Genomic DNA, 12,415 nt, shown 5'->3' on the forward strand with positions numbered 1-12,415 from the left:
TGTCCCCGACCAGAGGAAAGCAGTGCGTCACCCCTTCTCGAAGTCCCCCCAGATCCCCCAGACCGGCTCCTCGGCCACCCCCGCGGCGACCCCCTCCCGCAGTCGCCACCGCCAGACGAAGAAGCGTGTCGTCATCGCGCTCAACCTGGCCGTGCTGCTCGTCATCGGCGCCGGTGTCGCCGCCTACGGCACGCTCGGCAAGACCGTCACGCTGGACGTCGACGGCCGCAAGGACACCGTCCGCACGTTCGGCGCCTCCGTCGGGTCGCTGCTGAAGAGCCAGGACGTCCGGACCACCGACGCCGCGGTCAACGTCGAGCCGACCGCCTCGGTCTCCGACGGCGACACGATCAAGGTCCGCTACGCCAAGGACGTCGTGCTGGCCGTCGACGGCACGGTGAAGCGCGAGACCGTGCACGCCGCCACCGTCGGCGACGTCCTCGACGAGCTCGACGTGGACCCCGCTCCCGGTGCCGACGTCAGCGCCGACCGTGACACCCGGCTCGACGACACGGGTTCGCAGGTCGTCGTGTCCAACCCCAAGAAGCTCACGGTCTCGGTGGACGGTGACGACCGCTCGGTCACCAGCGCGGCCCCGACGGCCGAGGGCGTGCTCGAGGAGGCCGGCGTCCGGCTCGACGAGAACGACGAGGTCACGGCCGGCGACGCGATCGGTCGCGCCGCCCTGGTGAAGCCCGGCGACGACGTCGAGGTCGTGCGCATCGAGATGGTCGACACCACCGAGAAGCTCGAGCGCGACCTGAAGGTCGAGTACCGCGACGACGACTCCCTCGAGAAGGGCACCGAGAAGGTCCTGGAGGAGGGGAGCCCCAGCGAGGTCCAGCAGCAGGTGCTGCTCACGAAGGCCGACGGCAAGGTCCGCCACCGCCTGGTGCTGACCTCGAAGACGCTCGAGAAGGGCGCGCCGCGCGTCGTGGTGCGTGGCACCGCCGAGGCCCCGTCCGTCGAGGACGGCAGCGTGTGGGACCGCATCGCGAAGTGCGAGTCCGGCGGCAACTGGAGCATCAACACCGGCAACGGCTACTACGGCGGACTGCAGTTCTCGGCGGCCACCTGGCGCAGCGTCGGCGGGCCCGGCCTGCCGCACGAGCACAGCCGCGAGGTGCAGATCAAGTACGCCAAGATCCTGCAGCAGCGGTCCGGCTGGGGCCAGTGGTCCTGCGCCGCGAAGGTCGGTGTCGGCTGAGCGGCCCGGCGCTCCCGCCGTCGTCGTCGCGCCCGCCCTCGTTGCTGGGCGCGACCGAGGTGCGTCGGATCGCTGACGCGATCGGCCTGCGCCCCACGAAGCAACGTGGCCAGAACTTCGTGGTCGACGCCAACACCGTCCGGCGCATCGTCCGCACCTCCGGGGTCGGTCCCGACGACGTCGTCGTCGAGGTCGGCCCCGGACTGGGTTCGTTGACGCTCGAGCTGCTGGGCGTGGCCAGCCAGGTGGTGGCCGTCGAGATCGACCCGGTCCTCGCAGGGCGACTGCCGATCACCGTGGCCGAGCACGCGCCCGACCACGCCGACCGGCTCCATCTCGTGCAGGCCGACGCCATGCGCGTGGAGCACCTGCCGGGCCCGGCGCCCACGGCGCTGGTGGCCAACCTGCCGTACAACGTGTCGGTGCCGGTGCTGCTGCACCTGCTCGAGCGCTTCGACTCGATCGAGTCCGTGCTGGTGATGGTGCAGGCCGAGGTGGCGCACCGGCTCGCCGCCGGCCCCGGGTCCCGCACGTACGGGGTGCCGAGCGTCAAGGCGTCCTGGTACTGCGACGTCGCCCTGGCCGGCACCATCGGACGCCAGGTGTTCTGGCCCGTCCCGAACGTCGACTCGGCCCTCGTGTCCCTGCGTCGCAGGCCCACGCCCGGCGACGAGACCCTCCGCCGCGCGACCTTCCGGGTCGTCGACGCCGCGTTCGCCCAGCGCCGCAAGACGCTCCGCGCGGCCCTCTCGGGACTGGTCGGCTCGGGTGCGGCGGCGGAGGAGGCGCTGCGGGCCGCAGGCGTCGACCCGCAGGCGCGCGGGGAGCAGCTCGACGTCGCCGACTTCGCCCGCATCGCGACGGTCCTCGGCTGAGCCCTCGACCGGTGGGCCCGTTGCCACGGCGCCGCGCTCGGCCCGTCTGTAGGTTGGGGCGGTGACTTCCGTCAGCGTGCGCGTGCCCGCCAAGATCAACCTGTGTCTCGGCGTCGGGCCCGTGCGCGAGGACGGCTTCCACCCGCTCGCGACGGTGTACCAGGCCGTCGACCTGCACGACGAGCTGCGCGCCACCGTGGTCGACTCCGACGAGATCACCGTGACCACGAGGATCGACGTCGAGGACGCCGAGGCCGAGGCCGCGCTGGTGCCCGAGGGATGGGACAACATCGCGGTCCGTGCGGCTGCTGCGCTGCGCGAGCACGCCGGCATCGAGGCCGGCATCGAGCTGGCCATCCGCAAGGTCATCCCCGTGGCCGGCGGCATGGCGGGCGGCTCGGCCGACGCGGCGGCGGCGCTGGTGGCCTGCAACGACGCGTGGGGGCTGGGCTACTCCCGGCACGACCTCGAGCCGGTGGCCGCGTCGCTCGGCAGCGACGTCCCGTTCCTGCTGCACGGTGGCAATGCGATCGGCGGTGGCCGTGGCGAGACGGTCAGCCCGGTCCTCGCCCGCGGGTCGTACCACTGGGTCTTCGCCGTGGCGGCCGAAGGCCTGTCGACGGCGGCCGTCTACGCCGAGTTCGACCGGCTCAACGAGGGACGCGACGTGCCGGAGCCCGAGGTGCCCGACGCCCTCCTCGCCGCCCTCCGCTCAGGCGATGCCCAGGCGCTCGGTGCGGCCCTGTCCAACGACCTGACCGAGGCGTCGCTGTCGCTGCGGCCGGAGCTCGCGGCCACGCTCGACGTCGGGCGCCAGGCCGAGGCCCTCGGGGCGATCATCTCCGGGTCCGGCCCCACCTGCCTGTTCCTCGCCTCCGACGAGCAGCACAGCCTCGACATCGCGATCGCCCTCGCCGGTGCGGGTGGCTGCGCCGACGTCGTGCAGTCCACCGGCCCGGTCCCGGGCGTCCGCTTCATCGGATGAGCGGCAACACTCGCGGCGGGGGCACCACCCGCCCCCTCATCGGTGGTGAGGGCTTGCAGCTCTCGTTCCCGACCAAGGACGTGCTCGACGACGTCACCCTGGGCCTGGCCGAGGGCCAGCGCGTGGGCGTCGTCGGCCGCAACGGCGACGGCAAGTCCACCCTCATGCGGGTCCTCGCGCGACGGCTCGAGCCCGACGAGGGACGCATCACCTGGCGCCGCGACCTGCAGGTCGGCTTCGTGGACCAGGCCGACGTGCTCGACCCCGCCGTGGTCGTGTCCGACGCGGTGGTGGGCGACACGGCCGAGCACGAGTGGGCCGGCGACGCGAAGGTGCGCGACGTCGTGAACGGTCTGCTGTCCGACGTCCCGTGGGACGCGCGGGTGGGGGACCTGAGCGGTGGTCAGCGTCGACGGGTCTCGCTCGCGGCGGTGCTGGTGGGCGACCACGACGTCCTGTTCCTCGACGAGCCCACCAACCACCTCGACGTGGAGGGCGTCACCTGGCTCGCGGCGCACCTCAACGCCCGCTTCGCCTCGGGGCAGGGGGCGTTCGTGGTGGTCACCCACGACCGGTGGTTCCTCGACGAGGTGTGCACCGACACGTGGGAGGTGCACGACGCGGTCGTCGAGCCGTTCGAGGGCGGCTACGCCGCGTACGTGCTGCAACGGGTCGAGCGCGACCGGCAGGCCGCGGCCTCGGAGTCGCGTCGCCAGAACCTGCTGCGCAAGGAGCTGGCGTGGCTGAGGCGCGGCGCGCCTGCGCGGACGTCGAAGCCGAAGTTCCGCATCGACGCGGCCAACGAGCTGATCGAGCGCGAGCCGCCGGTGCGAGACGAGGTGGCGCTCAAGCGCGTGGCCACCGCGCGTCTGGGCAAGGACGTCGTCGACCTGCTGGACGTGTCCGTGGCCTACGGCAGCCACGAGGTCCTGCAGCGGGTCGAGTGGCGGATCGCCCCCGGCGAGCGGGTGGGCATCCTGGGTGCCAACGGCGCGGGCAAGAGCACCCTGCTCGGTCTGGTCGCCGGGACGGTGCAGCCCTCGAGCGGCCACGTCAAGCGGGGCAAGACCGTGCAGGTGGCCACGCTGTCGCAGTCGCTGGCCGAGCTCGACGAGATCGCCGACGACCGGGTCCGCGACGTCGTGGCCGGGCGCCGCGCCAGCTACCAGGCCGAGGGCGCCGAGGTCACGCCGTCGCAGATGCTGGAGCGGCTCGGCTTCTCCAGCGTCCAGCTGTCGAACCGGGTCAAGGACCTCTCCGGTGGCCAGCGGCGACGGCTCCAGCTGCTGCTGGTGCTGCTCGACGAGCCCAACGTGCTGATCCTCGACGAGCCGACGAACGACATGGACACCGACATGCTGGCCGCGATCGAGGACCTCCTCGACACGTGGCCCGGGACCCTGCTCGTGGTCAGCCACGACCGCTACCTCCTGGAGCGCGTCACGGACCACCAGTACGCCGTGCTCGACGGTCGTCTGCGTCACCTGCCGGGTGGGGTCGACGAGTACCTGCGGCTGCGCCGACGCGAGGCAGCCGAGGCGTCCGGCGGTCCCGACGCCGTCGCCACGGCCACGGCCGGCGGGACCTCGGGCGCCGTCGACTCGTCCACGACCGGATCCGGACCGAGCCGTTCGGCGGGCTCGGCGCAGGACCGTCAGGACCGCAAGGAGGTCGCCCGGCTGGAGCGACAGATCGAGCGGCTCACCGCGCGCGAGGCCGACCTGGAGCGTCGGATGGTGGAGGCCGCGGCCGAGCCCGACCGGCTGCTCGCCCTGTCGAGCGAGCACGCCGAGGTGGTGGCCGACCGCGACCGGCTCGAGGAGCGGTGGCTGGAGCTCGCGGACTGACGGACCGCGCCCTGCGGCCCTCGGCCCCGTGAGAGCGGCGTCGCCCGGGCGGGGACGCTCAGACGTGGCGGGCGAGCGTGCGCAGGGACGCAGCGAGCGCCTCGGCGTCGCGGGGCGGGAGGCTCGACAGCAGGGACCGCTCCTGCTCCAGCAGCTCGTCGAGCGCGGCGTCGACGGCGCTGCGTCCGGCGGCCGTGAGCGTCACCTGGACGCCTCGGCGGTCGGCCGGGTCCGCCTCGCGCGAGACGAGTCCGCGCTCGGTGAGCCGATCGACGCGGTTGGTCATCGTCCCGCTGGTCACGAGGGTCTCGGTGACCAGGCGCCCCGGGGAGAGCTGGTACGGCGGGCCGGAGCGGCGCAGCGCCGAGAGCACGTCGAACTCCCACGGCTCGAGCGAGTGGGCCGCGAAGGCGGCGCGGCGGGCGCGGTCCAGGTGGCGCGCGAGGCGAGTCACCCGGCTCAGCACCTGCATGGGCGTGGTGTCGAGGTCGGGACGCTCGCGCTGCCAGGCCGCGACGATGTCGTCGACCTCGTCACGCTCCTCGACACCCATGCCGCCATCCTACTGCGTCAAGAATCTTGATGTCGAGATTGTTCTGGCCGCGGACTACCTCTACCGTTTCGACCATGGACGTCGTCGACCTGGTGGGCAAGGGCCCGGCCACCCTCGTGCCGCTGCTGCGTGAGGGGTCGGTCTCCTCGCGGGAGCTGACGATCGCCACCCTCGACGCGATCGAGCGGGAGGACGCCCGGGTGAACGCCGTGGTCGAGCTGCTCGCCGACGAGGCGTTCGACGCCTCGACCGAGGCCGACGCCCGCATCGCGCGGGGGGAGCGCGGGCCGCTGCTCGGCGTCCCGGTGGCGATCAAGAACGACCTCGACCTGGCTGGACGGGTCACGGCCCTCGGCAGTCGAGCGGTGTCGCGGGTGGCGGCCCAGGACGGCGAGCTCGTGCAGGCCCTGCTGGCGGCCGGGGCGGTGCCGGTGGCCACCACCACCCTCCCCGAGCTGGCGATCTACGGCTTCACCGAGTCCGCAGCGCGCGGCATCACCCGCAACCCGCACCACCTCGACCGCTCCAGCGGCGGCTCGTCGGGCGGTTCGGCCGCGCTGGTCGCGTCCGGGGCGATCGGCGTGGCCACGGCGTCGGACGGCGCCGGCTCGATCCGGATCCCGGCAGCCAGCTGCGGGCTCGTGGGCTTCAAGACCACGCACGGCTACCTGCCGGGGGCCGGTGGCTGGCACGGCCTGTCCACCCAGGGGTGCGTCACGCCGACGGTGCGCGACACGGCGGTCTACCTCGACGCCGTGGGTCTCGGCGGTGCCGGTGCACTGGCGCACGCCGCGTCCACGACACCGCGCTCCCTGCGCATCGGGGTGAGCACCAGCACCGCTGCGGCCACCCGGGCCGAGCCCCTGCACCGCGACGTGAAGGCGGCCCTCGACCACGTCGCCGGTCTGCTCAGCGACGCGGGGCACGAGGTGGTCCAGGTCAAGGTGCCGTACGGCCTCGACGCCAAGGCGCTGACCGTCCGCTACCTCGCCGGGATCGCCGACGCCGCGCGCGGTGTCGACGACCCGACCCTGCTGGAGCCGCGCACGCAGCAGATCGCTCGTCTCGGCCGAGCGTTCGGTCCCTCGTCGGTGGCCTGGGCGCAGCGCGCCGGCCTGCGGTTCGGGGCGACGGTCCACGACCGGCTCGGCGTCGACCTGCTGCTCACCCCCGTGATGAGCGGCCCGGCGCTGCCGGTGGGGCGCTTCGCCGGCAAGGGTGGCCTGCGCACCGTGCTCGGCATGAACGCCTTCTACCCCTACACCGCCCAGTGGAACCATGCGGGCGTGCCGGCCGTGTCGCTGCCCGTGGGGCGATCACGCAAGAAGGACCTGCCGCTCGCGGTGCAGCTGGTGGCCCGTCGCGACCAGGACCCGCTGCTGATGTCGGTGGCCTCGCAGGTCGAGTCGCTGCTGAGGGCCGAGTGATCCGCTGGGACCCGACGCAGTACCTGCGCTTCGCCGACGACCGCGGGCGCCCGTTCGTCGACCTCGTCGCCCGGATCCGGGGCGACGCCGCGACGGTGGTCGACCTCGGCTGCGGCGCCGGCAACCTCACGTCGGTGCTGCGTGGCCGGTGGCCGGACGCGCAGGTGCTGGGCGTCGACGCGTCGCCGGAGATGATCGAGCGGGCGAAGGCGGCCGACGACGACCCCGGCGCGCGGTACGAGCTGGCCGACGTCGAGACGTGGGCGCCCGCCGAGCCGGTCGACGTCATCACCTCGAACGCGATGTTCCAGTGGGTGCCCGAGCAGGAGGCGGTGCTGAGGCGACTGGCCGACGCCGTGCTCCCGGGCGGCTCCATCGCGGTGCAGGTGCCCAACAACGCCGACGCCCCGAGTCACGCGCTCATGCGCGAGGTCGCCGACCGGCCTCGGTACGCCGACCACACGCGGGGCGTGCTGGGGGTCCGTGGAACCGCGCCCGAGGTCTACCTCGAGCTCTTCGCCGACCTCGGCTGGGAGTGCGACGCGTGGGAGACCACCTACCTGCACGTCCTCCCGGGCGAGGACCCGGTGTTCGAGTGGGTCAAGGGCACGGGCGCCCGCCCGGTGCTCGCGGCGCTGCCGGACGGGCTCCGCGAGGACTTCGTCGAGGAGTACAAGGCCGGGCTGCGCACCGCCTACCCGCGTCGTCCCTTCGGCACGGTGCTGCCGTTCCGGCGCACGTTCGCCGTCGCCACCCGCCCGCTCGGGTAGCCTGGTCCCGCCGTCGCGGCCCACGTCGCGACGTTCCCCGGTTGGTCTGCCGGCAGGGCCCGCCTGACTTTGAATCAGGACAAGCGACGCAGGTTCGACTCCTGCCCGGGGAGCGCCGGCCGCTCGGGCGCGGTCCCACTGGCCAACAATCCATGCGCCTGGGGGGCTCGACGTGACCATGGTCCCCTCGGGACCAAGCGCGTAGTGTCGAGAGCAGGTCGGCACGCGCCGACGGGGGACCCCGGCCATGTGTGGGAATCTCGGGAGCTGCGAAGCGGATCGTAGGACCTGCGGTCCTGCACGTGAGGTGACTCGTGTGGGGCCGCAGTCTTGGGCCCGGCCGCGCAACGGGGCAGGTTCGTGCCCCTCGTCCCGTCAGGGTGCTGCGTAGTGCTGGTAGTCCGGCTCCGGGAAGTCGGCACCCCGCTCCCAGCCGATCCCCGTGAACGCCCGGTCGACGACGTCGCCGTCGACGATGACGCCGGGCGCTGCCTCGGTCCCGGGGGAGCGGTCGACGCCGACGAACGCCTGGGCGGCGGGCGGTCGTGCGGTCCCGTCGACCACGTAGGGGTTCTGCACCGGGTTGATGTCGACCGCGCGCCCGTAGGCGTGGGCCGACCACGTGTCGGTGCCCGCGACCGTGCGGCAGTTGTAGCCCGAGCTGTTGTTGGCGGCCATCGACCGGTCGTCGTCACCGTCGAACTCGTCGATGATGCGCATCGACTGCAGCGGGAACCGCTCGCGGTAGAGGGTGCCGAAGACCCGAACGACGTCGGCGGCGACGTCGGCGTGCACCACGATCTCGCCCTGGTGCGCCAGGCCGTCGAACCCGACGTACGGGAGCGTGACCAGCCGCAGGTCCGTGAGCGGCACCGGGCAGGTGTCGGGATCGTGGCTGGTCATCCGCTGCCGGGTGGCCGCGTCGATCCCGTCCACGGAGGCCTCGAAGGCCGGCAGGTCGGGCGGCGTCGGTGCTCCCGCCTCGCCGGGTGGTGCGGTGAGCCCGGTGGTGTCCCGCAGGGCGCGCCACGACATCACCGCGGCGTCGGCGGTCTGGCCGGACAAGGGGGTCGGTCCGCCGCCCTCGGGCGGGATCAGGCCGGGGCGCCACTGGTCGTCGGTGACCTGGCCGTCGGTCAGCGTGACCTGCAGGACGCCGGACTCGGCCGTGTCGCGGTGGTACCAGTGGAAGTTCCCGAGCCCGTAGGCGACGTAGGTCGAGTCGAGCGTGCCCGCTCCCATGGGGATGTGCGTGTGGGCGCCCACGACCACGTCGGCACCGGCGTCGGCGAGCGCTTCGGCCAGCTCCTGCTGCGCCGCGGTCGGCTCGGCGAGGCCCTCGGCGCCCCAGTGCAGATAGACCACCACCACGTCGTCGCGCTCGACGGAGGTGCGGACGGAGGAGAGGAGGCGCGTGGTACCGGCGCCCCTGGCGGTCGCGAGTCCGGGCCCGCTGCCCGGCTCCGCCGTCCAGACGGCCGCCTCGCTCTCCAGCGGGGAGGCGTCGGCGGCGTGGACGGCCACCGACGTCCCGCGGATGGTCCGGCGGTGGGGCGCGTAGGCGGCCTCGTCGTCGAGACCGATCCCCACCACCGCGACGGGGCCGTCCTCGGCCGCCGCCACGCTGTCGCGCACTCCGCGCACGCCGTAGTCGGCGCCGTGGTTGTTGGCCATGGACGCCACGTCGACGCCCGAGCGCTCGAGGACGTCGAGCGCCGATGCCGGTGCCCGGAACCAGTAGCGCGCCTCGGGCGACTCGAGCTCCTTGGCGGCAGGCTCGCCCCGGGTGGTGAGCGCCGTCTCGAGGTTGACGACCGCGAGGTCGGCCGCGGCGAGCAGCTGCGACATCTCGCCGAGCGTCGCGTCCCCGTCACCCGGCACGTCCGAGAGGTCGCCCTCGAAGTGGACGTCGCCGGCGAGGGCGAGCGTGATGGCGCGCGACGGGTCCTCGACCTCGGTGTCGAAGGACCAGGCGTGGACCGAGCAACCTCCGAGCAGCGCGACGAACCCCGCGAGCACGGGTCCCGTCCGCCGGCGGCGCTGGTCCATGCGTCGATGCTCCGTGACCGTGCCAAGCAGGCCGGTCGGTCAGTCCTCGTCGAGCGTGCCGACGGGGTCGAAGGTGAACGAGCCGAGGTGGCGCTGCACCCCGCGGAAGGTCTCGGCGACCTCCGGGTCCTGCAGGGCCTTCTCGAGCGAACGGAGGGCGTCCTGCGTCCGGGCGTCGGTGGTCTCCTCGACGGGATCGGTCATCCCTCATGGTCCCCCGGACCGACGCGGTCCGCAGACCGAGTCGAGCGATCGGGTCCGGATGCTCCGTACACTGGCGGGCGTGCCTGACTCCACCACGCCGAACGTGACCGCGATCGTCCTCGCCGCCGGCGCCGGGACGCGCATGAGGTCCCGCTCCGCCAAGGTGCTGCACCCCCTGGGCGGACGCAGCATGGTCGCCCACGCGCTCACGGCTGTCCGCGAGGTCGGCGCCTCGCAGGTCGTCGCGGTCGTGGGCCACGACCGTGAGCAGGTCTCCGCCGCCGTCACCGAGCTGGACGCCGGCGTCGTGCAGGCCGTGCAGGAGCAGCAGAACGGCACGGGGCACGCCGTCCGCGTCGCGCTCGACGCCCTCGACGAGGTCCCCGAGGGGACCGTGCTCATCACCTACGGCGACGTCCCCCTCCTCACTGCCCAGACGCTGTCGGAGCTGCTGCTCGACCACACCCATGCAGGTCGCGCCGTCACGATCCTCACCGCCGAGCTGGACGACCCCAGCGGCTACGGCCGCATCCTGCGCGACGAGCAGGGCGCCGTGGTCGCGATCCGCGAGCACAAGGACGCGACGGACGACGAGCGGGCCGTGCGCGAGGTCAACAGCGGCATCCTCGCCGTCGAGGCCGCCTTCCTGGACCACGCCACGCGCAAGCTCGACACCGACAACGCGCAGGGCGAGCTGTACCTCACCGACATCGTCGGCACGGCCGTCCGCGAGGGCCGCCCGGTCGGGGCCCACGTCCTCGAGGACGTGTGGCAGACCGAGGGCGTCAACGACCGGGCCCAGCTGGCCCGCCTCGGCAAGGAGCTCAACCGGCGCACGACCGACCACTGGATGCGTCAGGGCGTCACGATCGTCGACCCCGACACCACGTGGATCGACTCCGACGTCAGCCTCGGCACCGACGTCACGCTGCTGCCCGGCACCCAGCTGCTCGGCGCGACGACCATCGGTGCCGGTGCCACGGTCGGGCCCGACACCACGTTGCGCAACGTCGAGGTCGGCGACGATGCCACCGTCGTCCGCACCCACGGCTCCGACGCCGTCGTGGGCGCCGGCGCGAGCGTGGGTCCGTTCGCGTACCTGCGTCCCGGCGCGGTGCTGGGCGACCACGGCAAGATCGGCACCTTCGTGGAGGTCAAGAACTCGACCCTCGGCGAGGGCGCCAAGGTGCCTCATCTCAGCTACGTCGGCGACGCCGACGTCGGCGAGGGGACCAACATCGGTGCCGGCACGATCGTCGCCAACTACGACGGGGTGAACAAGCACCGCACGGTCGTGGGCAAGCACGCCCGCACCGGTTCGGACAACGTGTTCGTCGCCCCCGTGACGATCGGCGACGGCGCCTTCACCGGCGCCGGGGCGATCGTGCGGGAGGACGTCCCGTCGGGGGCGCTTGCGGTGAGTGCTGGGACACAGAGGACCATGGACGGGTGGGTGCAGCGCAAGCGGCCGGGCACCCCGTCCGCTGCTGCTGCCGCCGCCGCCGAGGAGCCCGCTGGTGAGTGACCTGCTCAAGAAGACGCCGACGAAGAAGATCATGCTCTTCTCGGGCCGGGCGCACCCCGTGCTCGCCGAGGAGGTCGCGAACCTGCTCGAGGTCCCGCTCGTGCCGACCACGGCGTACGACTTCGCGAACGGTGAGATCTACGTCCGCTTCGACGAGTCGGTCCGCGGCAGCGACGCGTTCGTGATCCAGAGCCACGCGGCCCCGATCAACGAGGCGATCATGGAGCAGCTCATCATGATCGACGCGCTGAAGCGGGCCTCCGCGAAGCGCATCACCGTGATCCTGCCGTTCTACGGCTACGCCCGTCAGGACAAGAAGCACCTCGGCCGCGAGCCGATCTCGGCCCGTCTCATGGCCGACCTGTTCACGGCCGCCGGCGCCGACCGCCTCATGACGGTCGACCTGCACACGGCGCAGATCCAGGGCTACTTCGACGGTCCCGTCGACCACCTGCTGGCCATGCCGATCCTCACGCGCTACGTGAAGAAGAAGTACGGCAAGCAGCCGCTCGCGGTCGTCTCGCCCGACGCCGGTCGCATCAAGGTCGCTGAGTCGTGGGCCAACGCCCTGGGCGGCGCCCCGCTCGCGTTCATCCACAAGACCCGTGACCCGCGCAAGCCGAACGAGTCGAAGGCCAACCGTGTCGTCGGCGAGGTCGAGGGACGGTGCTGCATCCTGGTCGACGACCTCATCGACACCGGCGGCACGATCGTGCAGGCCGCCGAGGCGCTGAAGGCCGACGGCGCCGCCGACGTGGTCATCGCGGCCACGCACCCGGTGTTCTCCGGCCCTGCGGTCGACCGGCTCAAGAACTCGGTGGCCACCGAGGTGGTCGTCACCAACACGCTGCCGCTGAACGACGACCAGCGCTTCGACAAGCTCACCGTGCTGTCGATCGCCCCGCTGCTGGCCCAGGCCACCGCCGCCGTCTTCGAGGACGGCTCGGTCACCAGCCTGTTCAGCTGAGCCGTC

At 73.0% G+C, this 12,415-nt stretch carries 11 protein-coding genes and 1 tRNA gene; 9 read left to right on the forward strand and 3 right to left on the reverse strand.

Annotation, left to right across the window (positions count from 1 at the left end):
* Nucleotides 1-22 precede the first annotated feature (22 nt).
* From RQG84_RS00390 to RQG84_RS00405, 4 genes are all read left to right on the forward strand, one after another.
* Complete coding sequence (locus RQG84_RS00390; RefSeq protein ID WP_311208355.1) at nucleotides 23-1,207, forward strand: transglycosylase family protein; 1,185 nt, start codon at nucleotides 23-25, stop codon at nucleotides 1,205-1,207.
* Between the two features lie 59 nt (nucleotides 1,208-1,266).
* Complete coding sequence (rsmA, locus tag RQG84_RS00395; protein WP_311208356.1) at nucleotides 1,267-2,082, forward strand: 16S rRNA (adenine(1518)-N(6)/adenine(1519)-N(6))-dimethyltransferase RsmA; 816 nt, start codon at nucleotides 1,267-1,269, stop codon at nucleotides 2,080-2,082.
* 61 nt (nucleotides 2,083-2,143) lie between these two features.
* A complete protein-coding gene (locus tag RQG84_RS00400) occupies nucleotides 2,144-3,067 on the forward strand; it encodes a 4-(cytidine 5'-diphospho)-2-C-methyl-D-erythritol kinase (protein WP_311208357.1) in 924 nt (307 codons plus the stop codon).
* Nucleotides 3,064-4,914: an ABC-F family ATP-binding cassette domain-containing protein gene (locus RQG84_RS00405; protein ID WP_056574449.1), complete on the forward strand. Its 1,851-nt coding sequence runs from the start codon at nucleotides 3,064-3,066 to the stop codon at nucleotides 4,912-4,914. Before RQG84_RS00400 ends, RQG84_RS00405 begins: the two co-directional genes overlap by 4 nt.
* Nucleotides 4,915-4,972: 58 nt before the next feature.
* Here RQG84_RS00405 and RQG84_RS00410 read toward each other — a convergent pair whose 3' ends face one another.
* The gene (locus RQG84_RS00410; protein ID WP_055969001.1) at nucleotides 4,973-5,467 is read right to left on the reverse strand and encodes a MarR family winged helix-turn-helix transcriptional regulator; all 495 of its coding nucleotides are present in this window, start codon (nucleotides 5,465-5,467) and stop codon (nucleotides 4,973-4,975) included.
* 74 nt (nucleotides 5,468-5,541) lie between these two features.
* Here RQG84_RS00410 and RQG84_RS00415 point away from each other — a divergent pair, with 74 nt between their 5' ends.
* The 3 genes from RQG84_RS00415 to RQG84_RS00425 all read left to right on the forward strand — a co-directional run bounded on the left by RQG84_RS00415 (nucleotide 5,542) and on the right by RQG84_RS00425 (nucleotide 7,777).
* Nucleotides 5,542-6,894 (forward strand): amidase family protein, encoded by a 1,353-nt coding sequence (locus RQG84_RS00415; RefSeq protein WP_311208358.1) that lies wholly within the window; start codon nucleotides 5,542-5,544, stop codon nucleotides 6,892-6,894.
* The gene (locus RQG84_RS00420) at nucleotides 6,891-7,664 is read left to right on the forward strand and encodes a methyltransferase domain-containing protein (RefSeq protein ID WP_311208359.1); all 774 of its coding nucleotides are present in this window, start codon (nucleotides 6,891-6,893) and stop codon (nucleotides 7,662-7,664) included. The genes RQG84_RS00415 and RQG84_RS00420 overlap by 4 nt, the downstream gene beginning before the upstream one ends.
* Nucleotides 7,665-7,698: 34 nt before the next feature.
* Nucleotides 7,699-7,777: transfer RNA gene (locus tag RQG84_RS00425), tRNA-Gln, on the forward strand.
* A 262-nt stretch (nucleotides 7,778-8,039) separates the two neighbouring features.
* Here RQG84_RS00425 and RQG84_RS00430 read toward each other — a convergent pair.
* The gene (locus tag RQG84_RS00430; RefSeq protein ID WP_311208360.1) at nucleotides 8,040-9,713 is read right to left on the reverse strand and encodes a CapA family protein; all 1,674 of its coding nucleotides are present in this window, start codon (nucleotides 9,711-9,713) and stop codon (nucleotides 8,040-8,042) included.
* A 39-nt stretch (nucleotides 9,714-9,752) separates the two neighbouring features.
* The gene (locus tag RQG84_RS00435; protein WP_235492862.1) at nucleotides 9,753-9,917 is read right to left on the reverse strand and encodes a hypothetical protein; all 165 of its coding nucleotides are present in this window, start codon (nucleotides 9,915-9,917) and stop codon (nucleotides 9,753-9,755) included.
* Nucleotides 9,918-9,996: 79 nt separating this feature from the next.
* Here RQG84_RS00435 and glmU point away from each other — a divergent pair, with 79 nt between their 5' ends.
* Together glmU and RQG84_RS00445 are read left to right on the forward strand one after the other, a co-directional pair.
* Complete coding sequence (glmU, locus tag RQG84_RS00440; RefSeq protein ID WP_311208361.1) at nucleotides 9,997-11,442, forward strand: bifunctional UDP-N-acetylglucosamine diphosphorylase/glucosamine-1-phosphate N-acetyltransferase GlmU; 1,446 nt, start codon at nucleotides 9,997-9,999, stop codon at nucleotides 11,440-11,442.
* A 1-nt stretch (nucleotide 11,443) separates the two neighbouring features.
* On the forward strand, nucleotides 11,444-12,409 hold the full coding sequence (locus tag RQG84_RS00445) for a ribose-phosphate diphosphokinase (RefSeq protein ID WP_082481700.1): 966 nt from the start codon (nucleotides 11,444-11,446) through the stop codon (nucleotides 12,407-12,409).
* The last annotated feature ends 6 nt before the right edge of the window (nucleotides 12,410-12,415 follow it).

It is taken from the genome of Aeromicrobium sp. WCS2018Hpa-31, from assembly GCF_031843905.1.
Lineage (GTDB): Bacteria > Actinomycetota > Actinomycetes > Propionibacteriales > Nocardioidaceae > Aeromicrobium.